The organism is Candidatus Saccharibacteria bacterium (assembly GCA_016700015.1).
GTDB lineage: Bacteria > Patescibacteriota > Saccharimonadia > Saccharimonadales > Saccharimonadaceae > Saccharimonas.
This window is the reverse complement of record CP064995.1, coordinates 263264-286089: the sequence shown is the minus strand read 5'-3', so window position 1 is coordinate 286089 and position 22826 is coordinate 263264. Positions and strand designations below refer to the sequence as shown.

Below are 22826 nucleotides of genomic sequence, written 5' to 3'. Positions count from 1 at the left end.
CTATGTTTATTATTTACCCACCGCCTTTCAACTTAGGCAGCCGTTGGGTTATCGCCAACCGCCCACATAGCAAGCTCAACAAAATCAATAATATCCTGGTCGGTTTGGCCGACTAGGACGTGTTCCTCGTTGTCTTCGAACTCATCTTCGCCGTACTTCCTAACAAAACTGCCACGCATCAGTGTGACTTCACCACACCACACATGCAGGCTGATCGTCTCGGTCACACCGTCTTCGGCTACCGGATGGACATAGTGAAATTCTATATCAATCTTTCGTATCTTATCAGCATCATCCAACATACCGCTGTCCCAATTCCATGCAACAATACCAACACGCTGAAGGATAGCATCGCGCTTTGACACACCAAACATATCAAGATCGTCGTCGATCATTGGTGTGATATCAATTTCATCATCAAGTCCGGCGAGTAACTCGCCTGCCCTAATCGCCTGTAGCCGTTCAAGAACTTCTTGCGGCCTACGAGGCACCAGCACTTCTTGGAATGTCCTCGCTGCCTTCGGGTCTTTTAGCTCAAGCAGTGTGTCAGCCAGAGAAATGCAACCACTATATAGTGAGGTAATCTCTGGGGTTACTCGCTGCGTCTCATGCTTTGCTACTTTTGGTCGTTCCATATAACCTCCTTGTCCCGCAAGTATACGCGACAGCTAGCTTAGTGTCAAGTATACACTATGTTCGTGATCACTTAATCACTACACTTCCCTCACCCAGAAGTGTAGTGAGCGTCTGCAGCAGCGTTCCCTCGAGGTCAACCCGGAATGGCAGCCGGATAGCGGAAGCTTTGTCGGGGCCCAGCACCATAATAATGTCAGACTGGCCAGGATTAGCGCTGCACGCTCGCTTAAGAGCGAGCAGTGCATCATGATTATTTGGGTCAGGAATATGCACGTAAACTGTTCTTAGCTCTAACTTTTGCGGCTCGACTGGCTCTGGCATTTTCGCATGCAACTGCCCAGGCTTCGCCGCCTTACGCCGATAGCCTACGACCTTTATCTTACCGACTGGGGCTACCATTTTGCGGCCATGGCTTTCGTAATCGTTGAGTTCTTTGTCGGTCACGATACTAATCTCATCGGCAATCATTTTCGCCTCACTCCCAACATTGCCGTCACGGTCGCGGGCACTTACCTTGCCACTTACTTTTAGCACTACATCCTGCCGCAGATTATCACCCAGCTGCTCATATAATTTCGGAAATACAATCACCTCGGCTTCGCTCGTCTTGTCTTCCAGCTGTAAGAATGCCATCTTACTGCCACTTTTTGTGACAATACTACGGATGCTCGTCACCAGCCCACCTATTGTCACAACTTGGCCGTCAATATCAGGACTAACGCTATGAAGTGGGATAGTTTGCTCCTCAAAAAATGCATCATAGTTATCGAGTGGGTGCGCGCTGATATACAGCCCGAGCAACTCTCGTTCCCACATAAGCTGCTCTTTGTCGGTATATTTCACTGGTGCCTTTTTCAGCTCGATTGAAGGCATGAGCGATTGACCGCCGCCCAAACTGCCAAACATATCCATCTGGCCGCTCAGGGCTTCCTTTTGCATTTTGCTGGCAAATGCCAGTATGTCTTCCAGGTTGAATAGTAGGTCGCTGCGATCACCAAGCGTGTCAAACGCACCAGATTTAATGAGCGCTTCCCAAGCTTTTTTATTGACCTTGCTCGTGCTCACTCGCTTCGCAAAATCTTCGACACTGGCAAATGGTGCTTCCTCACGAGCGCGAATGATTTCTTCGACTGCCGCCACACCCACTCCCTTGACCGCTGCCATTCCGAATCGAATTTGCTGCTGGCCAGGTACGACCGCAAACTCTACATATGACTGATTGACGTCGGGGTTGAGCACCTTCAGCCCCATGTGTTTACATTCGATAATCTCGATGGCTAGCCGATCAATATCGTCTTGGTCACTCGTCATTAGCGCCGCCATAAACGCGTCGGGGTAGTGCGCCTTTAAATACGCCGTCCAGTAGGCTATCAGGCCATAGCAAGCCGCATGGGCTTTGTTGAAACAGTAGTTCGCAAACTCCACCAGCTGGTCCCAAAATGTTTCAGCGACTTCTTTGCTAGCGTTGCCATGGGCTATGGCGCCTTGCACAAAGTCGGGGCGAATTTTGAGCATGAGATCCATTTTCTTTTTGCCGACAGCTTTACGCAGCGTATCAGCCTGACCGCCCGTAAACCCGCACCATTCTTTGCTAATCTGCATGAATTGTTCCTGGTATACCAAAATACCGTAGGTGTTTTTGAGTGAGCTCTCAAGCCCTGGGTCGAGGTAGCTGATCTTTTCTTCACCATGCTTGCGCTTAATAAAGCTATCGATAAACTGCATTGGGCCGGGACGATAGAGTGCCACCATAGCGATAATATCGTCGAACACACTCGGCTTTAGCTCACGCAGATAGCGCTTCATACCAGCTGATTCAAGCTGGAACACGCCAGTCGTATCGCCACGCTGAAACAACTCGTACGTCGCAGTGTCGTCGAGCGGAATTTTACTTAGTTCAATCGTCTCACCATAGACCTTTTTGATGATGCGCAGCGTATTTTTGATGATCGTCAGGTTACTAAGGCCCAGAAAGTCCATTTTTAGTAGGCCTAGCTCTTCGACAGGACCCATGGGATACTGCGTCGCGACCACACCTTTTTGGGCCATTTCGAGCGGCACATACTTCACTATGTCATCGGGAGCGATCACCACTCCAGCTGCATGTACTCCGTGGCTGCGGATTGTTCCCTCGAGTCGAATCGCGTAGTCAAACACCTCCTTAGCCGTAGGGTTGGTTTCGTACTCATGCTTCAAATCCTTGTCATCCTGGACGCTCTTGCTTAGTGGAATATGCCGGCCCTGCACTGGTGGCGGAATCATTTTGCTCAACCGGTCAGCCTCAGCGTAAGGCACTTCGAGCACGCGGGCCACGTCGCGCACTGCCGCGCGGGCCGCCATTTTACCAAATGTCACGATATTGGCCACTCGCGCGTCACCATACTTGTCGGCACAATACTGAATCACTTCATCACGACGCGTATCTTGGATATCAATATCGATGTCGGGCATACTAATTCGGTCTGGATTGAGGAAGCGTTCGAAAAGTAGGTCGTATTTCAGTGGGTCAAGGTCGGTGATGTTGACGGCGTAAGCGATAATACTACCTGCTGCCGAGCCGCGCCCAGGACCAAAAATGATTCCTTGACTTTTGCCCCAGTTTATAAAGTCCTGCACGATGAGGAAATAGCCATTGTAGCCCATGCGGTTGACGACTTCAAACTCCATTTCAACCCGCTCATTTATTTCTGCTGATAGCAGTTTTTTAACAGCTGCTATCGACATGGCAGCTGCTTCTTCGGGAGACTTGTCGTAGTAACGTACCGCAAGCCCCGTATACACCAGCCTGTCAAGATACGATTCCTCGGTTTCACCTTCGGGCACCGGAAACTTTGGAATGAGGATTTTACCTAGCTCAATATTAACCTTGCAGCTATCGGCAATTTTCTTGGTATTCATGATTGCATCGGGGTGACTCGTCCCCCAGCGCGCAATAATATCACGCGGATCGGTGACGTGTAGTTCAAACTCTTTCAAACTCATGCGCTTGTCATCACTCAGGTATGAACCAGTGCCGACGCACAGTAAAATCTCGTGCGCTTCTTGATCGTCGTGCGTTAAATAATGGCCATCACACGTAACAACCATGGGGATGTCGAGCTCTTCGCTAAGACGCATCAAGCCTTCATTTATTTTTGTTTGCACCGGCCACGTGTACGGAGCATCGGGGTGCCCATGGTCTTGGAGCTCCAGGTAATAGCGATCGTTAAATACACTCTTATACCACTGGGCTATACGCTTTGCCTCTTCATAATTATCGGTTTTTAAATTCTCGCCGATCTCTCCACTAGCGCATCCACTGAGCACCACGACGCCTTCCGAATACCGCTCAAGAATTTCATGATCCATGCGGGGCTTGTAGTACATACCCTCGAGATTCGCGAGTGTCGTTAGCTGCATCAAGTTGCGATAGCCTTCGTCGTTCTGAGCAAGTAGTGTTAGGTGATACCGTGCCTTATCTTTTGCCGGATCACGGTCGGTGCGTCCACGTGCCGCAATATAGGCCTCAATGCCGAGGATTGGCTTGATTTCGCCATCAACTGCCGCCTTATAAAATTCCAAAATGCCGCTCATAGTACCGTGGTCGGTGACAGCAGTTGCGGTCATGCCGTATTCTTTGACTTTCTCTACGAGTGCTGGAATCTTTGTGAGGCCATCGAGCAGTGAATGGTGTGTATGGTTGTGTAAATGAACAAAATCACTCGGTATGAGCGAAGAACTGCTGCCGTTTGCTTTCCCTGTTTTACTCTCCATATTCTCTACTCAATTATACCCCGCCCCTCATGCAACATGTGTAGTAAAATCTACGCCGTGTAGTTGACTAAAATTCATATTTATGATAAAAACAAATAGTGGATAGCCCACGTAGATCTACACCTGGAGGTTGTCAATGCTCCCGTACTTTCTCATCGGTATGTCCGCGCTCGCCACGGGCATCTTCGTAATGTCGTATACATTCAAACACATCCTGGGCGTGCGTAAGTTGCTAGGCCCAATATTAGCTCTGATATCAATGGTCATGTGTGCGATCGGCGCAACTATAACTGCATCGTCGTTGAATGGTAACCGCGTTGATGCAAACCAGCTCGCTATCGTGTCTGCAACAGAAACAACCAAGTCGGATACCGTTTCACTAACGACACTAAAGCTCAGTGATGGTATGATAGTCACCTGCAAGCCTACGCAAGCGGCGTGCCAGTCTGCTAGCCCTGGCGATATCATTGTATACACGAAATACCTGCACAGCAGTGGCTTCTTCGTCGAACGCAGCGAAGTGACGTTCGTGACACCAGGACCGGCCAGCAAACGATGATCCGGTAGAACATCGCAGCCGATAGCTTGCTCATTAGATCATGAGCGAGCTATCGGCTACTTTTATCGTTTAGCACGGTCCATGACATCAATAATTTGTCTCAAAAAATCTGCAATGCTAGGCACGAGATGTCCGGTAATGTTGAGTAATGCCACAAATGCCGCAATCACTACTGTCCCGCCAAGCACCGACCCAAAGCCGAAAAATATCCCGCGCATGAAATTGAACTTATAGATCGTAAAGCGATTGCGGTTGAAGTCGTTGAACAAATCTTCAAGTACTGCTTCGCGGGCACCTTTTTCATTACCGTCACGAACCTGTTTTTTTAGTTTTTGCCAAAATTTGATCATACAGTCAGTATACGACGTTTACGCTAAAATCAAAAACCCCGCCTTGAAGCGGGGTTCAAGTAAATACGATAATCGCTACTTTTTCTTAGTATCGCTACTAGAGAATTCGTCTTTAGCGGCATTCACGGCTCGCTCGGCACGACCACGGTAGTCATCGACTGTTTTCTTACCCTCAGAATAGAGCTTTTCACCTTGCTTTTTCGCTTCGGTAGCCTTCTTTTCACCTTCAGCCTTCAGCTCATCAGCTTTCGCTTTTAGGTCAGCGCGTGTTTCTTTGCCCGATTTTGGAGCAGTCAAAAAACCTGCAACCACACCGGCAGCGGCACCGAGTAGCGCGCCAAGTGCAAATTTACCTTTTGTCATATAGTGTCTCCTTCTCTTATTTTTTACGATTGCTTACAAATGACTTGAACAGTTTCGCGATCGCCAGTGGCGACGAAAATGCCGCAGCGTTACTAGCCGCACTCTCAAACTTGAGTGCAGTCCGCTCAGCGGCGGAAGTGACAGATTTGATCTGCCGAGTGATTTTAATTAACAACACCACCAGCACGATCGCCAAAGCTAAAAACAATGCCAAAAATACCGACAGAATAATGACGAGGACCATTGCCCATTCCATAGCTATTACACTCCGTTTATGTTTGCCGCCGTTACTCGCGGCTCATTACTAGTATACATCTTTACACGGCAAGTCATGTGAAATTATTCACTTTGATGCATAGTTTTGCTATTGATATATGTACGGAGCGATGGTCCGAGCTCTGGATGCTCAAGCCCAAAGTCTAAAACTGTTTTTATATACTCCAGCTTGTCACCAGTATCATAGTAGTGCCCATTTTTTATTTCTATCGCGTGGTGAGTATAGCCGTCATCAATCATTTGCTGGACGATTGGTTGCAGCTTAAGCTCATCGTTACCGTCATGCGCAGCGTTCGCTCGCTCGATATAGTCAAATATCTTGCCAGTAAACAAGTAGCTGCTGACTGATGCGAGGGCAGAGGGAGCATTCTCTTTTCCTGGGCGCTCAACGATAGTCGACATTCTGATCACTCCATCATTGATTGTCTCTCCCGCAACTATACCGTATCGATCGTATTCGTCATCAGAAAGCACTGCCTTGCAAGTCAATATTGGAGTGCCTAGCTCCATATGTGCGTCGATCATCTGGCTAAATCGTGTTGGTGTTGCTTTGATGAAATCGTCGGCAAATGCATAAATGAACGACTCATCTGCACCTATGAGGTGCGCAGCGCAGTGCATAGGCGTCGCGTTGCCGTATGGACCCTTTTGGCGTATGTAAATGAAGTTAGCAAGCCCAGCCAGCTCATTTACCATGGTAATGAGTGGTTCCTTTTTCTCTCCGCCAGCCCGAAGGTTGGTGAGCAGGTCCTCATTTGGCAGGTCGAAGTGATCTTCAATTGCACGCTTATTACTACTTCCAACGATAATAATATCTTTAATACCCGCTTCGACCAGCTCCTCTACGACATATTGAATAATCGGCTTATCAATAATCGGCATCATTTCTTTAGGCATAGCCTTAGTCTGTGGCAAGAATCTCGTGCCGAAACCTGCTGCTGCGATGATTGCTTTAGTTGGTCGTTGCATGACTACTCCTATATTTTGTCCCGAATTAGCTTTTGCGCCAGGGCCGGATTGGCCTTACCCTGTGATTTCTTCATCACTTGTCCTACGAGATAGCCGATAGCTTTGTCTTTACCAGCTTTAATATCGGCGATACTTGCGGTCGAAGATGGGTCTTGCAGCACCTCATCGACAATCGCCGCGACAGCATTTTCGTCGCTCACCTGTAGCAGGTTTTTGGCTTCAGCAATCGCTCGTGGGTTTTCGGCACCTGTCAACAGTTCTGTAAATACTTCACGTGCAGCTGTGCTGCTCAATTGATCGTCGTCTGTCATTGTTGCAAGCTCGATCAGATCGTCGACGGACACATAGGGAGAACTTACGTCGACAGGTGTCGCGTCTTCTGCGTCAATTTGTCCGAGCGCACTAGCGAACCAGTGCGCCACGCGTCTGGCGACAGCGTCGCCGGCTTTTTCTTGTATTTCTGTGACAATGCGAGCGTAGTTTTGATTGGCTAGCAGCGAAGTAACGACTGATTTATCGACTTCAAGGCTAGCCCATTTGTCACGGTACACGGGGGGCAACGTGGGAATATAAGCCTGAATACGTGCTATTTCCTCATCTGTCAGTACAATCGGAGGGATATCAGCGTCGGGCATATAGCGATAATCCTGGGCATCTTCCTTGCTGCGCTGACTTGTCGTGATCTGCCTGGCATCATTCCAGCCACGCGTTTCTTGTACGACACGCTCACCCTTTTCGAGTAGCTCAACCTGGCGGCGAAATTCGTATTCTGCAGCGCGCTCGACGCTACGGAAACTGTTGAGATTTTTTACTTCGGCACGCTTGCCAAGCTCACGACTACCTTTTGGTGCCACGCTAATATTGACGTCAAAACGCATATTGCCATGGTATAAATCACCGTGTGTCACACCCGCATATGTCATGAGGCGGTACAGCTCCGTCGCATAGGCTTTGGCTTCGGCGGCTGTGTGCATGTCGGGCTCGCTCACAATCTCAATCAGTGGCGTACCGGCTCGATTAAGGTCAACTAAGCTATAGCCATTATAGTGACTCAGCTTACCAGCATCGGCTTCGATGTGTGCATGGTGAATCCGCACATGGACGCTACCGCAATCTTCGAGCGGAGCATCAACAAACCCTGCCAAAATAGTCGGTTGATACATTTGGGTAATCTGATAGCCGTTTGGTAGATCGGGGTAAAAATAGTGCTTGCGGTCAAAACGACTTACCCGCGCAATTTCGGCATTCATGGCTTTGCCAGCTTTGATGGCAAGATCGATAGCTCCTCGGTTGAGGATAGGCAACATACCGGGAAGCCCATAATCAATTGGGTGGACACAGGTATTTGGTTCTTTATCACGTGCGTCATTATCGGCAGGACTAAATAGTTTCGATGCGGTCGCAAGCTGAACATGGCATTCTATGCCAATGGTCATTTCGTACGTTGCTAGTACGTCGTCGGTCATATTGCCCCCATATCCTTCAGCGCTTGTTTATAGGCACTGAGCGCACGGAGTGTTATGTCGTAGGTCACGTGAGCATCTGGTTCATGAGCTAGTTGATTGCGGATTTTGTGGGCGTTCCACACATGGTTTGCATTCTTCCATACACTATTAGCCGACTTCATGCGCTCGCCCATCGTCGTGCCCTTGAAACGGCGCTCACGAAGTGCTTGGTCGAGTAGCTTATCGGCTTGGAGTATTGCCAATTGATGTGTCGCTGGCGTTTCGCGGTCAATACTATTTTCAATTGCGAGCCATTTCGTCTGATATTTCGCCACCTGAAGTTTCGGCCCATTTTTTGCCGAAAACACTAGTACTACAACCCCAATAACAGCAACCAGCAGTACGGCAGCAAGGAGCAATAATAGTGCGGTATTATCCATGAATTTCCTCCATGCTAGCGGCTAGTGCCAGAAGTGCGGCGTCGGCTTTCATGGGTGCGATTAGTTGTACGCCGATCGGAAGCCCGTCTTTACTAACTCCAGCCGGAACGCTCAGAGCCGGGATGCCAGCTAGGCTGGCTGGTACTGTCATCACGTCGGAAAGGTACATTTTTATCGGGTCACTGGTATTTTCGCCAATACCAAAAGCTGGTGTAGGCGCTGTAGGCGTAATAAGAAAATCATATGTTTTAAATAGTTCATTGAACGACTCGATGAGCAGTGTGCGGGCTTTTTGCGCCTGCAAGTAATAGGCATCGAAGTAGCCGCTACTGAGCACGTAACTTCCGATCATAATGCGGCGCTTGTTCTCGGTAACAAAGCCTTCGTCGCGTGAGCGCCCATACAATTCGGCAAGTGTTTTTACGCCTTCTGCACGTCGACCGTAGCGCACGCCGTCGTAGCGCGCCAAGTTACTGCACACTTCAGCCGGCACGATGATGTAATACATAGCGAGCGCCATAGGAGCGAGCGGCATACTGACTTCTTCGACTTCGTGACCAGCTGCTTTGAGACGACTAATATAGTCTGTGGTAACTTGTCGGACTTCTTCGTCGACATCGTCGCCCATGGTTTCTTTCACAACGCCAATTTTTAGTCGGGATGGTACATTAGTTATTGGTAAAAAATAGTCAGGCAGCGTCGTCATATCTTTGTCGTCACGTCCCGCCATGATACTCAGCACCAATGCAGCATCTTCGGCACATGTCGTAAAGCATCCCATAACGTCCGTACTGCTCGCCATCGCCACCACACCGTAGCGGCTGCTCATACCATAGGTTGGCTTCATGCCATATATTCCATTAAAACTAGCTGGCTGTCGAATACTGCCCCCCGTATCGCTGCCAAGTGCAAACGGTACAATATTGAGCGCTGTTACAACTGCCGAACCGCCGCTACTACCACCAGCCACTTTACTCATGTCGACTGCATTTTTTGTGACACCATACGCGGAATTTTCAGTGCTGCCGCCGTGAGCGAAAGCATCAAGATTAGATTTGCCAATACAAATCGCCCCTTCAGCCTCTAGCTTTTCAACAACAGTTGCCTGCACGGGACTCATAAAGTTTTCGAGGATTTTGCTGGCTGCAGTTGTTGGCGCGCCGAAGGCTAAGTAGTTGTCTTTGACGACAAATGGTACGCCAGCGAGTTTGCCCGCATGTTTGCCAGCCTGTAGTGCTGCATCAATTTCATCGGCTCGTTCAAGGGCGCGTTTTTCGGTAAGCGCGAGTAGCGCATGGTAATCACTATTTTCTTTCGCGCGTGCCAACGCCGCTTCAACTTCAGCCCGAGCCGATGATTGGCCGGCTTTAACACGCTGTACGATAGCGGCGATGCTCATGAAAGCACCTGCGGAACTTTCACACTGCCATCTTGCTGGTCAGGAGCGAGTGCAAGTAACTGCTCGCGTGGCACGTTACCTTGGGCGACTTTGTCTTCACGCCATACATTTTCAAGCCCAGTCACCTGGTAGGTCGGTTCAACCCCTGTTGTGTCGAGCTGACTCAGTTGGTTAATGTAGTTCAAAATATTGCCAAGATCGACCTGCAAGTCCGCAACTTCTTCGTCACTAAGCTGCAAGTTTGAGAGCTGCGCCAAGTGGCGCACATCGTCGCTAGTAATCGTGCTCATTAACTAAATATTATAGCTTATTTCAGTACAGAAATACAGTGCTCCATACAACCTTATCAAGCGGGACTTGCGTAATACTGCTCATGCTTCATAATAGAAGCCAGATGAGCCATCAGGTTAAGAAAAAGCTGGGAGTGACGCTTCACGCCGATGGAGCTGAATTTCGCGTTTGGGCGCCGTTTGCGACAAATGTCAAGCTGATGGTGCCGTTTTTGGGCGTGTACGACGGCAGTAACGTGCATGATATGTTGAACGAAAATGACGGCTATTGGTCGGTATTCGTTAAAACCGCAGAGGCTGGCCAGAATTACAAATTCCTGATTGACACCGGGCACGAACTACTGCAGCGCAATGACCCGCGCGGACGCATGCTCACGTCGTCAGAAAATGGCGTGTCGGTAATTGCCGCAACCGACTTTGAGTGGGGTGATGATGTGTTTATGCCCGTGCCAAAAGAGCAACAGGTTCTTTATGAACTTCACATAGGAACATTTAATCGTAAAGATGAAGCAACCCAGGGTACGTTCTATGATGCTATTGAAAAGCTCGATTATTTACGCGATCTCGGCATTAATATGGTGGAACTTATGCCCGTCACGAGCATGACATTTAGTAATGGCTGGGGATACAATACCAGCGATATCTTTTCGATTGAGACAGCATATGGCGGCCGGCACGGGCTAATGGAATTTGTGAAAGCTTGTCACCAGCGCGGTATCGGTGTGATTATCGATGTTGTCTATAACCATTTTATGAGTAGCGACCTATGGCGCTATGATGGCTGGTACGAAAATGACCGCGGCGGTATATATTTTTATAATGATGAGCGCGGCGATACGCCATGGGGCGCCAGGCCGGACTACGGCCGTGCAGAAGTTCGGCAGTTCCTGCTCGACAATGTTGTTATGTGGTTCAGTGAGTTCCGTGTTGATGGACTACGGCTCGATAGCACGGCGTATATGCGCAATACCAAAGGCTACAACGATGACCCACCGCATGATATCGGCGACGCCTGGAGCCTAATGCAAGAAATCACTTCCATCGCCCATAAAGTTCGTCCTGGTGCTATTATGATTGCCGAAGATGTCTCAACCAATGAATACCTCACCAAGCCGCGCGAGTACGACGGCTGCGGCTTTGACGCCCAATGGGGCATTGTGTTTCCCCATGCCATACGGCAACTCATCGGCCTTGGTACTGGCGAGCCTGTCGACTTTACGCATGAACTTTACCACTACTACAACGGCAATGCTTTCGAAAAGATTATTTTTAGTGACTCGCACGATACAGCCGCCAATGGTTCAACCAGGATCACGGCAGCAATCACTCCCAAGCACCCAGGCAGTGTGCTCGCGCGGAAGCGCCTATTGCTCGCCAGCGCCATCACCCTTACCTCACCTGGCATTCCTATGCTGCTACAAGGCCAAGAATTTATGCAGGAAGGCGCATTCAATGATTGGCAAATGCTTGACTGGCAAAAGACCGAAAAATTCAGCGGCATCGTTGCTGCCCATCGAGACCTCATACACTTGCGACGGGACCTTACGGGCACGAGCTCTGGGCTCCTGGGCGGGTCTGTATCACTATTCCACCGCGACGAACACAACAATATTATTGGCTATCACCGATGGAGCACCGGAGGGAGTGGTGACGACACGATAGTGATTGCGAATTTTAATCGTGATGGTTTTGATTCTTACACGCTGCATTTACCCAAAAATGGCGTGTGGAATGTGCGCTTCAATAGTTCATGGACGGGCTATAGTGCCGATTTCGAAGGCGAGCACATTGAAACAGTTGTGACCGACGACGTAGGTAATGTGACACTGCCCATTCCTGGCTACTGTGTCTATATATTTTCTCAAGAATAAAGCCCCACCCCCTCCGTGTTATTAACACGAGGGCATGGGGCCAGCCTACCTATCGGCTTGGTAACCGTTTGTAGTCGAGGGAGAGTTTACCGTCCTTATTTCGTCGGAGAATATGATGTCCGTGGCCGGCTCCGTCTGGTGACGGGGTGGGGCCAAGCGGTGATATACCGCCACCGTAGAACAAGTGAACTTCGGTGACATTCTGCGGGCCGCCAACTGTATACACCCACACCGCTTCGGGCGCGAGTGCTCCTAGCTTGGCAGTTCGCATATATAAAAGCTTAGCGGCTCTTCCGTCGGCATCTTCGACACCTGCAAGTGCCCTGAGCCACAAGTGCCGTCTCTGGGCATGGGTGCGCTCCAAATGAGCCAGGTGAAGTTCTTGCTTCAGACCCTCGGCCTGCGCATTGATGCGCTCAATATGTGCTTCTATAGTACGACGCTCGTTGCGAACGATGGCCTTTTTGTCGCCAATCGCATCACGACGTCGCTTTTTCTGAGCAGCTTTGCTCCAGCGACGTGATCGATGCGCCGACAACCTGTGGTTATCCAGCTGATTGTGCAAAGCCTGGAGCTCTTGCTCTTCTGTATTCAGCTCCCTCAGCCGCACACGTAATTCACTGATACCATCTCGGGCTCTCCTAACACGCCAGCGCGCATCAAGCATGCGCCACTCGGCAGCCTTTACATCTGCTTCCAGCTGCGCGAGCTCTTCGGCTGACACATGCCATCACCATCCTCTCGCATAGTAGGTGCTATCCACATAGACAATGTGGGATTATTGCATATGATACAAGAGAATTTTATTTTATGCAATACTGTGTCAATATTGTATTTTTGCAAGTACTGGCCGGTGGTCTGACCCAACATCACGCATGATGCGGTAGCTGAGCGTACGAAACTGTTTTGATCCAAATATCCAGTCAATTTTAGCAAGACGCACTGCTGGAATCCACTCAAGACCACGCTGTTTACCGCTGATCGTCCGCCTGTTCTTTGTGTCGAGATCATGCAGTGTTGTTTCTTTCAATAAATAGGCAATCGTTGTTCCCATCGCCATATCCTGAACGGCCGATGCAACCCGAGCAATTTGCTCGTGCTTAACTCGCCTGACAATACTCCGAGCCAGCTTCGATCGCACAAATGCGGCAAACTGCGATGTTTCATGCATCGCATTCATATCGCCGACGAGGAGCGTCGGGATGGTGTTATCTTGGTTGATAACGCTCACAACACCACCTACCTGCTTCATGCGGATTGCCTCGCCGCGATCATCGAGGTGCACGCCGATTATCCTTAGATGGTTGTTCTGCGGGTCTTTGCACACAAGTTCAAGGAATGTTCGCCCCGTCACCGCAAGTGAGTGGGTGTGTTCGGCAATAATCGGTAGCCTGCTCAAGATAACAAAACCGAGGTCCGGCACTCTGGCATCATGATACATCGAAGAAGCGATCTGATAGCCTAGTGATTGGATGGTCGTACGAATTTCATCACGTAATCCCGCGAGATTGCCAAATTCGGGGATAACAATGATATCAGCATCGAGCTCCCGAATGACACGTAGCGCATCATGAGGGTTTGCTCGTTTCGTTTTTGTGCCATCTACAAACATTCCTTCTGCATTCCACGTCACCACGGAAAGATGGTTCATTTCATTTTTACCTTTATTTCAGCGATCAAATCGCGAAGTTCGGCAGCACGCTCGAATTCGAGATTGGCACTTGCCAAGTCCATTTGCCCCTTTAGGTCTTTCACGAGCGCCGCATACTCATCCTTCGGTATCTTGTTGAGATTTAATTTTTCTTTCACGTCTTCTTTTTGAGGGATAATTGATCGCAAGCCTTCATCGATTGCTTTGTCGACGCCGCGCGGCGTAATACCGTGCGATTCATTGTAGGCTTGCTGTATACTTCGACGACGGTTGGTTTCGTCAATTGCACGCTGCATACTGCCCGTTACCTGGTCAGCATACATAATTACACCACCCTCAACATGCCTGGCCGCACGGCCGATCGTCTGTATGAGCGCGCCTTCGCTCCGCAAAAATCCTTCTTTATCAGCGTCTAAAATCGCCACTAGGCTGACTTCCGGAAGGTCGAGCCCTTCGCGTAATAGATTAATACCGACGAGTACGTCGTAGGTACCCATACGTAGATCGCGTAGGATGTCACCACGTTCGAGCGTATCGATGTCGCTATGAATATAGGCTGTTTTCATGCCCAGATCGATAAGGTGGGCGCTAAGGTCTTCCGCCATGCGCTTGGTGAGTGTGGTCACGAGTACACGCTGGTGTTTGGCTGTTCGATCTCTAATCTCCGCAATCAGATCATCGATTTGACCATGAATCGGCTTGACAGTAATCGCCGGGTCAAGCAAACCAGTTGGACGGATAATTTGCTGTGCAGGAGGCGGGCTATGCTGCAGCTCGTAATCACTCGGTGTGGCCGACACATAAACCACTTGATTCACGTGTTTTTCAAACTCATCAAACCTTAGCGGACGATTATCAAGTGCACTTGGCAGCCGAAACCCGTAGTCAACCAGTACTTCCTTGCGCGCGCGATCACCATTGTACATGCCACGAACTTGCGGCAGTGTGACGTGGCTTTCATCAACAAATAACAAAAAATCATCCGGGAAATAATCAAGGAGTGTTGCTGGCTGTTCACCAGGTTCACGGTTAGTCAGGTAGCGACTGTAGTTCTCAATTCCTTTCACAAAACCTGTCTCTTCGAGCATCTCAAGGTCAAATTTCGTGCGCTGTGCAAGCCGCTGCGCCTCCAGCAGCTTGTCGTGCTGCTCAAACCACGCCATTCGTTCTTCGAATTCTTTACGAATTCCTTCAATTGCTCGTGCTACTTTGTCGCGCGGCGTCACATAGTGACTACTCGGAAAGATTTTACACTCTTCAGGCTCGTCAAGAATTTCGCCAGTTAGCGGGTCGATAGTTGTAATACGATCAATATCATCGCCGTAAAACTCAAGTCGATACGCCGTGTCACGACCAGCCGGAAATACGTCAACAACATCGCCGCGTACCCTAAACGTACCACGAGCGAAATCGATGTCATTACGATGATATTGAATGTCTGTAAGCTGGCGAATAAATTTGTCCCGAACACGGCGTTCACCGCGACGAACTGTTATCGACATGTCGGCATAATCATCGGGTGAACCAATACCATAGATGCAGCTGACGCTGGCCACAATAATAACGTCTCTTCGCGTTAGCAAGGCACTGGTCGCAGCATGACGCAATCGGTCAATTTCTTCGTTGATCGCCGAGTCTTTTTCAATGTAGGTATCACTGCTGGCAATGTAGGCTTCGGGCTGGTAGTAATCAAAATAGCTGACAAAATAGTGGACTTCGTTGTCTGGAAAAAATGATTTAAATTCACCGAACAATTGTGCAGCGAGTGTTTTGTTATGGGCAAGTATCAGCGTCGGAACATTGCGATTTGCAATAATATTTGCCATTGTGAATGTTTTTCCGCTGCCCGTCACACCAAGTAGCGTCTGCTCATGTTCGCCATTCGCGAGACCTTCAACAAGCTGAGCAATCGCTGTGGGCTGATCGCCAGTAGGCTGGTACTTGGAATAAAGGCGAAATTGATTCACCTTTTTATTATACGCTACCCTCTTCGTACCGTCTTTTTATTGACCAGCTGATCACGCGATGCAACTTCGGCTGATGAATCATGGAAATCTGCATATTTCTTATCAAGTGCCTCAACAACCTTAGCAACTAGCTTTTTTGGATCTGTATCAAATATGACATCTTTGCCTCCGGGAGCTTCAACATGCTTCAGTAACGTCGCAGCATAATCAGCCAAACCACCGCTTCCAAGCAATACGCCACATACCTTACGACTCTCAAGTGCGGTCGCCATTTCGTGCAAACTACCCATCCGACCCCCAACTGTAATGACTGCATCACTACTACGTACCAAGTGCACGTCACGCCCCACATATTCCATGCCGGTAAAGTTAATGTAGTCAAATTCAATCGTAGGGAGACGATAAGTGCTTACGTGCTCGCGAAACGAACTCGCCGGGCTAAAGCCAATAGAACTACCTCTTGGATTTTTAATACTCTTAAAACCCATAGCCGCATAGTGAGGCAAACCCACGGTTGCACCGGTTAGCAGAGTTTTGCCAGCCCTAGCAATTTCGACACCAAGTGCAAATGCTTGGCTGTGCGAATCATCAACAGTTTCACCAGCAGCCGCACCAGATACGCAAATCTGATATCTCATTATTTAATCTCCTCTAACTTATACCATTTCGGTGCTTTTTTGATATACTCCTCGATTGTCGCTTTGGAAAGTAATCCCGCTTGAGCCCCGAGTTTTTGGACAACACTCATACTGTTGATAGGCGCCCACGTAAGGGCCGTTTCAAAACCTTCTCCTAGTGCCATCGCTGCGACCACCGTACTCGCAAAAGCATCGCCAGCACCAGTGCGATCATACGGCGGCGCCGGGTCTGGATAGTTAGGCATTTTTAGGAGCTTTCCATCAAAAGACGCGTACGAACCAGAAGGGCCATCAGTAATCACCACATAGAGCGGACCAAGTTCATGCAACGCAGCTGCTAGTTCTGGTATCGACTCATGACTTTTGCCTGTGAGCATAACGGCCTCCTCGCGGTTAAGGATCACCATATAGGCATGTCGGTAAAGCTGCGCCATCTTCTTGACGCCCCATTCAAAATGAAACGTACCCGGCTGAATGACAAATTTTATGTCTGGGTGCTGCCCTAGGTAGTTGTCGAGGGCTTCATGCAACCCCCACGATTCACCACTAATACTGGCCAGGTAGATCCAATCTGGCACCATATGCGGCTCTTGCCATACATAGCTATAGTCTTCATCTTTCGTCAAAATCGTACGCTCTGCGCCAAGCCGCAGTACATAGTAGTAGTTTGATTTTGCCTGCTTTTTCTGTGATACGAGCTGCGTGTTAACCTGTTGTTTGGAAAGGTATGCGAGCGAATCACCGCCAGGCTTGTCGTCACCAAGCCAACTCATCAAACTCACATCAAGTCCAAGTCGCGCACAAGAAACGGCTGCATTGGGAGCTGGGCCAACCGATTGGACGATCTCCACTTCCTCATAGGGCGGACGGCCACCGAATGGAATACTAATCCATGATCGACCCTGGTCGTCTTTATCGACGCGAGCGACTTTCGGGCTGAGTTTGATAAACGCGTCGGTAAAAATGTCACCAATAAATAGCAGCCGCGGCGGCCGAGTCTTTTGCTTTACATTTGTCTGCTTATGTTCGTGATAGTCGCTCATGTCACACACACTAAGCCCTGCTTGAGCAATAAGTTCTTCAATTGCTACTTCATCATCACCATCGGCGGCCACATAGCGCGAAGTCAGGCCGTATTTGATTTGGCACTTCATGTGCTCAGTCATGCGTTCAGCAAATGGGCGATGAATGTTTTCCTGCACGTCTTCGTAATTAAACGATACAGCCTGACCGTGGATGATGATCCCCACGTCATCGGTTGCTATGAACAGGGTCTGGTTATGGGCATGGGCAGCGAGCGCACGGTAGAGTTCGTGTTCGGTGGTGTCGGCAACATCGAGTCCCATACGGCGCATCACCTGGTGGGCTCGTGCTGTCATATCAGCGATATAAGCCACGTCTGTCGCCTTATGCCCAGTCATTTTTTCTAGCTGCCTGAGCGTCGTACTGAACATCGGCTCATCGGCACCAAGTAGCTGTTGGAGATATTTAGACATGGGGCGCCTCGCGTAAATTAACGGGACGTTCATGAATTGGCATCTCATGTAGCCGTACACTTTTGGGTAGTATACCAGCCTTCGCGCCAATCTTTGTGACAACACTCGTGCTATTGGCGCTGGCAAATATAATCGACTGCTTGAGACTTTTACCTTGGCTCCACTGACTCAAAAATCCACTGGCAAACGCGTCACCCGCACCGGTGCGATCCACTACCGGCACGTCTTCATACATACCAGCACGTACGATGGTTTTGCCATCGGTCGCAACCACGCCATTAGGGCCATCACTCACGATGGCTACTGGCACGTAGCTTAACGCGTGAAGTGCCAGTTCTTCACAAGTAGCGCCTGCAACGAGCAAACTCATTTCTTCTTTGTTGCAGCAAAGTACCTCGACATCTTCAAGGATTGTTTTTAATCTTGCAGGATCAGCCAATTCCGGCCCAGCTGGGTTGAGCATCACCTTTACCTTGTGCCGAGCGGCTGTCGAGACAATTTCGTGAAGCAGTGGCAAACCACCGTCACCAAGACTTGTTGGATATATCCAGTCATACGAGCCGATTACAGCTAGGTCAAAGTTGTGTCGTCCGGTGCGACCGAATGCTTTGCCACGATGGTTGAGTATAGTTCGTTCGCCATTTGTCGCAATCATAATCACCGAATAGCCCGACTGATATTCAGGCTTTTGTACCACATGCGAGGTATTGACTCCCTCTTCGTCCAGCTCGCGTAGTATCGACGCGCTCGCCGGGTCGTCACCCAGCCCCCACAGGTACCCACTCTCCAGCCCCTGCCGCGCAAAAGTCACTGCAACATTGGTCGCATTGCCACCTGTACAAAAATGCACGTCTTCGACCTCCATTTTAAGACCGAGTGGCAAGTGAGTATACATATGCCTGCCTTCTTTGTGCGGGTCAAATTCGTCACTTTTGAGGAACACGTCTTGCGTGCCCTTGCCAATACTCAAAATCTTCACCATGCTAGCGAACTGCCTTGCCGGCACTGCCAAATGCTGTGATCTTTTCTTCGACCACCGCTTGCACAGCGTCTTTTACGTCGTCCATTAGTTTCACCACTGCAAATTCATCGGGGTGCTGCTGAAGCGACTGCTCGAGCACCGTACGGAATGCATAGCGCATATCGCTATTGATGTTGATTTTACTCACGCCCACTTTAGCCGCTTCCTCGAAGTAGTGGAGTGGCGTGCCGCTGCCACCGTGCAGGCTAATCTGGCAACCGATGCTTTCGCGGATACGCTGCAGTAGCTCAATATCAAGTTCTTTCGGTACGTCATACTTACCGTGCAAGTTGCCGATCGCTGCGGCAAACGTATCGACACCCGTCGCGTCGCAAAATGCTTTGGCACTTTCAGGTGTACTAAACGTTTTTTTAATCTCATCGTAGTTGATGTCTTCGTGATGTACGTTGCTACTGCCGCCAAAATAGTGTGGCTCACTCTCAACGAGCGCACCTGTAAAACGGGCGTACTCCACCACCTCTTTGGTTTTAGCGATTATTTCTTCTTCAGTAGCATCGTGATTTGCCTGGCTGATGTCAATATGAATAAATTCAAACCCAACATCGATCGCTTGCTTGCACGCCTCAACCGTTGGGCTATGGTCAAGGTTAATATATATCTCCACCCCGTATTCGTCACGGTAATTGTCGACCATATCGCGAATGTTTTCGAGACCAAGTGCTTTTACTTCGCCATCGCTCACTTCGACCATCACTGGTGCATTAAGCTTTTGCGCTGCTCGACAGACGGCAATCAGCGTTTCTTGGTTGTCGATGTTAAATGCACCCACCGCAAAGCCCTGCTGCCGACTCCGCTGCATCAAATGCCTGGCACGAAGTGTACGGTCACGAATCTCAGTAATAGTTAGCCCCATGTACCCCCTAAAAGTTGTTATGGTTATCTACTATCTAGTATATCATCGGTCATAATAGTGGTAACTATTGACATTTATATATAAGTATGCTATAATTAAAATGTCTTTCGATCACACCCACAAAAGAAGGTGCGAAAGTGCACCTCAGAAAGAAGGCATCCTGTGCGCAGGTCCATCTCGGCAGCCCTCGACGTCGCGCTGCTCATCCTGGCAGCCTGGTTTGTTGTCCAGTTCTTCAAGACGGGCGACGCCAGCCACATACTGTGGATCATCGTCACCGTGTTCGCTCTCACCTGGACGCATCGCCCGAACAAGCGCAGATGATACCTATGCCCATCGAAACGGCTCGTTGTGAGAGTTCAAGCTCTTACAACCCAAGGCCGCTTCGGTGGGCTGTTTCATTTCATTTAGTTAGAACTATCATTTCCAAAAAAGCAGCCGCAGAAAACTGAGTTTTCTGCGGCGAAGTTGTGCGCTAGCGCTGGCGCTACTTTCGGTTGCCAAACTTGAAAAGCAACCAATAGAAGCACATATTGGCGAGCACGCCGACATACCATGGTGCACCCAGCCAACCGATGAAACCACCGATCACGGTCGCCGGCAACACGATGTACATCAGCCCCTTATTCAAGGCTTTCCCAAAGTCACCGCTGTTGCCGCCGAGGCTCATCATACCCCCGACAAGCGCGGCGATAAGGGCGATACCAACCACCGCCGTAAAGGCGATGACAGCTGAGCCCAGGGCTCCCTGGACGGCGCCCGCTGGAATGTACACGCTAAGATCGAAGTCCATCTTGACCCTACTTCCTAAGAGTTGGTTTAGCGCAGTATGAACAGTAATATTATATCATAGTTGTAAAAATTAATCAATAGATCTCAAATCAAAATCCCTGGTGGTACTTTGGCGTGACGGCAACAAACTGCTTCACGCTGGCAGCAATCCCATCATCAGTTAGGCCAAAGTGCGCCAGCACTTCAAGTGGCGCGCCTGACTCGCCGTAGCGATCTTGCATACCCAGCCTCAATAGTGGAGTGGGTAATTTTTCAGATAAAAGCTCAGCGATAGCGCCGCCAAACCCACCGGCAGCCTGCGCATCCTCGCACGATACTGCCCGGCCGGTTTTTTTGACTGAAGCAAGAATTGTTGCCTCGTCAAGCGGCTTGATAGTCGGTACATGCACTACTTCAACTGACACACCACTGGCAACAAGTTTATCGGCTGCCCGCAGTGCATACGGCGTTTCGATGCCGGTCGACAGCAGCGTAACATCGTTGCCTTCACGCAGCACATAGGCTTTGCCGATTTCAAATGGTGACTCTGTCGTACTAAAGATCGGTGTTTTCTCGCGGGCAATGCGCAGGTAGCAAGCACTCGGGTGCTCGGCAATCGCCAGCGTGGCTTTTTCGGCCTCGATGCTGTCACCCGGAGACACCACTACCATGCCCGGCATGACCCGCATAAGGGCAATATCTTCCAGCATTTGGTGAGTAGCGCCATCAGGGCCAACCGTTAGGCCCGCATGAGCACCAACCATTTTAACTGGTTGCTCGTTGAGCGCTGTTGTGGTTTTAATCTGCTCCCAGTTACGGCCTGGGCTAAACGCTGCGTAGCTCGCCGCAAATGGAATTTTACCCGCTCGCGCCAAGCCGCTCGCGATGATCGGTAAATTTTGCTCGGCAATCCCAACTTCGATATAGCGATCTGGGAATGCTTCAGCGAATAGATGCATCTGCACACTTTCTACAAGGTCGGCACACAGCCCCACCACGTTGGGGTTGGCCTCGCCTGCCGCTTTGAGGCCACGACCAAACCCTGCACGAGTCGGCTCGGCATCCGGCGTGTCCAAATATATATTACTGTTTAGTTTGTAGCTACTCACGCCCGTACCTTTGCTGGGTCACTTTTATATCGCTCCGTCATTCACAGATAAACCATTCACAAACATCTGCCAGTCACTTTCGCTAAACATTGCAGGCGTCGAGACATACCACGCATATAGGTATTGACCACCGTCAAATGCACGTCCCGTCATACGAGCTTTCATCACTTGACCATCATTCGTGCTATACGTGTAATCTTGTACTACAAACTCGACTGTCTTGCCGCGACCCATTTCAATAAATGCAGTGGTACTCTCATCGCCGAGCTCAAGCGACTTTCCTCCCTGTGTAAGCGAAGCAATACCTGCCCGTGTCGCCTTAAGATCGCTGTCGCCACTGAGCGAAGGGTCATAGCCTTGGAAAGTTGTGAACTCGGCTGTTTTATCTTTGCGAATGAAATGATTTTTACCGCCCTGGTCAAGAATATCTGCTTCCCAATCACCCTTGGGAATATCTGCCGCCCAGTATGCCTTACCTAACTGGCCTGTCACTTTGTACTGCTGGCTCAGCGGGATATCCACTAATTCAGCGTTTGGTGTATCTGTTGATTTTGCGTTCGTCTGTGTCGATGATTGACCCGATTTTGCCTTATTATCATCCATATTTGCAAAGACCGCAAAGAACATGACAGCAACTATTATCGAGAGGATGAGTGAAAGTGTATTCACAACTACACCGACTATACCCCATGTTGCAGATTGTTTTGCCCGGCGAGACTTCATGAGCGACACAATTGCAACAGGTAGACCACCGAGCCAGATGCCCAATACCCCCATTACAATACTAACTATGCCCAGCGTTTTACCGGGATTGGCAGTGGGCGCATTCATACTAGAGGGGGCTGCCGCGACGTATTGTGCCCCTTGCATCACGTCCTGAACCGAAGTGGTCGTAGGTGTGACTTGATTTGATGCTTGATTTGCTGGGTCTTCGTTGTTCATTATATC

23 protein-coding genes are annotated in these 22826 nt (G+C 49.6%); 3 read left to right on the top strand and 20 right to left on the bottom strand.

What is annotated here, in order from left to right; translation table 11 throughout:
- Nucleotides 1-32: 32 nt before the first annotated feature.
- Together IPM09_01575 and IPM09_01570 are read right to left on the bottom strand one after the other, a co-directional pair.
- Nucleotides 33-635: a hypothetical protein gene (locus IPM09_01575; GenBank protein QQS22216.1), complete on the bottom strand. Its 603-nt coding sequence runs from the start codon at nt 633-635 to the stop codon at nt 33-35.
- A 67-nt stretch (nt 636-702) separates the two neighbouring features.
- Nucleotides 703-4389 (bottom strand): DNA polymerase III subunit alpha, encoded by a 3687-nt coding sequence (locus IPM09_01570; protein QQS22215.1) that lies wholly within the window; start codon nt 4387-4389, stop codon nt 703-705.
- A 265-nt stretch (nt 4390-4654) separates the two neighbouring features.
- Between IPM09_01570 and IPM09_01565 the strand changes: the two genes are divergently transcribed.
- The gene (locus IPM09_01565) at nt 4655-4948 is read left to right on the top strand and encodes a hypothetical protein (GenBank protein QQS22214.1); all 294 of its coding nucleotides are present in this window, start codon (nt 4655-4657) and stop codon (nt 4946-4948) included.
- Between the two features lie 62 nt (nt 4949-5010).
- Here the strand turns inward: IPM09_01565 and IPM09_01560 are convergent, their stop codons facing one another.
- The 8 genes from IPM09_01560 to gatC form a co-directional block, all read right to left on the bottom strand.
- Nucleotides 5011-5298: a hypothetical protein gene (locus tag IPM09_01560; protein ID QQS22213.1), complete on the bottom strand. Its 288-nt coding sequence runs from the start codon at nt 5296-5298 to the stop codon at nt 5011-5013.
- A gap of 75 nt (nt 5299-5373) precedes the next feature.
- Complete coding sequence (locus IPM09_01555) at nt 5374-5661, bottom strand: YtxH domain-containing protein (GenBank protein QQS22212.1); 288 nt, start codon at nt 5659-5661, stop codon at nt 5374-5376.
- Between the two features lie 16 nt (nt 5662-5677).
- Nucleotides 5678-5917: a hypothetical protein gene (locus tag IPM09_01550; protein QQS22211.1), complete on the bottom strand. Its 240-nt coding sequence runs from the start codon at nt 5915-5917 to the stop codon at nt 5678-5680.
- An 83-nt stretch (nt 5918-6000) separates the two neighbouring features.
- Entirely contained in the window at nt 6001-6906 is a 906-nt protein-coding gene (locus tag IPM09_01545; protein QQS22210.1) for an NTP transferase domain-containing protein, read from the bottom strand.
- Nucleotides 6907-6914: 8 nt separating this feature from the next.
- The gene (gene gatB / locus IPM09_01540) at nt 6915-8372 is read right to left on the bottom strand and encodes an Asp-tRNA(Asn)/Glu-tRNA(Gln) amidotransferase subunit GatB (protein QQS22209.1); all 1458 of its coding nucleotides are present in this window, start codon (nt 8370-8372) and stop codon (nt 6915-6917) included.
- Entirely contained in the window at nt 8369-8791 is a 423-nt protein-coding gene (locus IPM09_01535) for a hypothetical protein (GenBank protein QQS22208.1), read from the bottom strand. The genes gatB and IPM09_01535 overlap by 4 nt, the downstream gene beginning before the upstream one ends.
- On the bottom strand, nt 8784-10190 hold the full coding sequence (gene gatA, locus IPM09_01530; protein QQS22207.1) for an Asp-tRNA(Asn)/Glu-tRNA(Gln) amidotransferase subunit GatA: 1407 nt from the start codon (nt 10188-10190) through the stop codon (nt 8784-8786). The genes IPM09_01535 and gatA overlap by 8 nt, the downstream gene beginning before the upstream one ends.
- Nucleotides 10187-10480, bottom strand: coding sequence for an Asp-tRNA(Asn)/Glu-tRNA(Gln) amidotransferase subunit GatC (gene gatC, locus IPM09_01525; GenBank protein QQS22206.1), 294 nt, complete (start codon nt 10478-10480; stop codon nt 10187-10189). The genes gatA and gatC overlap by 4 nt, the downstream gene beginning before the upstream one ends.
- Before the next feature lie 104 nt (nt 10481-10584).
- Here gatC and IPM09_01520 point away from each other — a divergent pair, with 104 nt between their 5' ends.
- Complete coding sequence (locus IPM09_01520; GenBank protein ID QQS22205.1) at nt 10585-12351, top strand: alpha amylase C-terminal domain-containing protein; 1767 nt, start codon at nt 10585-10587, stop codon at nt 12349-12351.
- A gap of 49 nt (nt 12352-12400) precedes the next feature.
- Here the strand turns inward: IPM09_01520 and IPM09_01515 are convergent, their stop codons facing one another.
- The 7 genes from IPM09_01515 to IPM09_01485 all read right to left on the bottom strand — a co-directional run bounded on the left by IPM09_01515 (nt 12401) and on the right by IPM09_01485 (nt 19998).
- On the bottom strand, nt 12401-13075 hold the full coding sequence (locus tag IPM09_01515) for a hypothetical protein (GenBank protein ID QQS22204.1): 675 nt from the start codon (nt 13073-13075) through the stop codon (nt 12401-12403).
- A gap of 99 nt (nt 13076-13174) precedes the next feature.
- Nucleotides 13175-14002, bottom strand: a complete 828-nt coding sequence (locus tag IPM09_01510; protein ID QQS22203.1) for a hypothetical protein — start codon at nt 14000-14002, stop codon at nt 13175-13177.
- Nucleotides 13999-15969: an excinuclease ABC subunit UvrB gene (gene uvrB, locus IPM09_01505; protein QQS22202.1), complete on the bottom strand. Its 1971-nt coding sequence runs from the start codon at nt 15967-15969 to the stop codon at nt 13999-14001. Before uvrB ends, IPM09_01510 begins: the two co-directional genes overlap by 4 nt.
- A gap of 14 nt (nt 15970-15983) precedes the next feature.
- Complete coding sequence (locus IPM09_01500) at nt 15984-16607, bottom strand: hypothetical protein (protein ID QQS22201.1); 624 nt, start codon at nt 16605-16607, stop codon at nt 15984-15986.
- On the bottom strand, nt 16607-18103 hold the full coding sequence (locus IPM09_01495; protein QQS22200.1) for a carbohydrate kinase family protein: 1497 nt from the start codon (nt 18101-18103) through the stop codon (nt 16607-16609). Before IPM09_01495 ends, IPM09_01500 begins: the two co-directional genes overlap by 1 nt.
- Complete coding sequence (locus tag IPM09_01490) at nt 18096-19085, bottom strand: carbohydrate kinase family protein (protein QQS22199.1); 990 nt, start codon at nt 19083-19085, stop codon at nt 18096-18098. The genes IPM09_01495 and IPM09_01490 overlap by 8 nt, the downstream gene beginning before the upstream one ends.
- Nucleotide 19086: 1 nt before the next feature.
- On the bottom strand, nt 19087-19998 hold the full coding sequence (locus IPM09_01485) for a class II fructose-bisphosphate aldolase (GenBank protein ID QQS22198.1): 912 nt from the start codon (nt 19996-19998) through the stop codon (nt 19087-19089).
- Between the two features lie 162 nt (nt 19999-20160).
- Here IPM09_01485 and IPM09_01480 point away from each other — a divergent pair, with 162 nt between their 5' ends.
- Nucleotides 20161-20322: a hypothetical protein gene (locus IPM09_01480; GenBank protein ID QQS22197.1), complete on the top strand. Its 162-nt coding sequence runs from the start codon at nt 20161-20163 to the stop codon at nt 20320-20322.
- Between the two features lie 163 nt (nt 20323-20485).
- Here the strand turns inward: IPM09_01480 and IPM09_01475 are convergent, their stop codons facing one another.
- The 3 genes from IPM09_01475 to IPM09_01465 form a co-directional block, all read right to left on the bottom strand.
- The gene (locus IPM09_01475; protein ID QQS22196.1) at nt 20486-20773 is read right to left on the bottom strand and encodes a hypothetical protein; all 288 of its coding nucleotides are present in this window, start codon (nt 20771-20773) and stop codon (nt 20486-20488) included.
- A gap of 106 nt (nt 20774-20879) precedes the next feature.
- Nucleotides 20880-21878, bottom strand: coding sequence for a transketolase family protein (locus IPM09_01470; protein QQS22195.1), 999 nt, complete (start codon nt 21876-21878; stop codon nt 20880-20882).
- Between the two features lie 24 nt (nt 21879-21902).
- Nucleotides 21903-22820 (bottom strand): hypothetical protein, encoded by a 918-nt coding sequence (locus IPM09_01465; protein ID QQS22194.1) that lies wholly within the window; start codon nt 22818-22820, stop codon nt 21903-21905.
- Between the last annotated feature and the right edge of the window lie 6 nt (nt 22821-22826).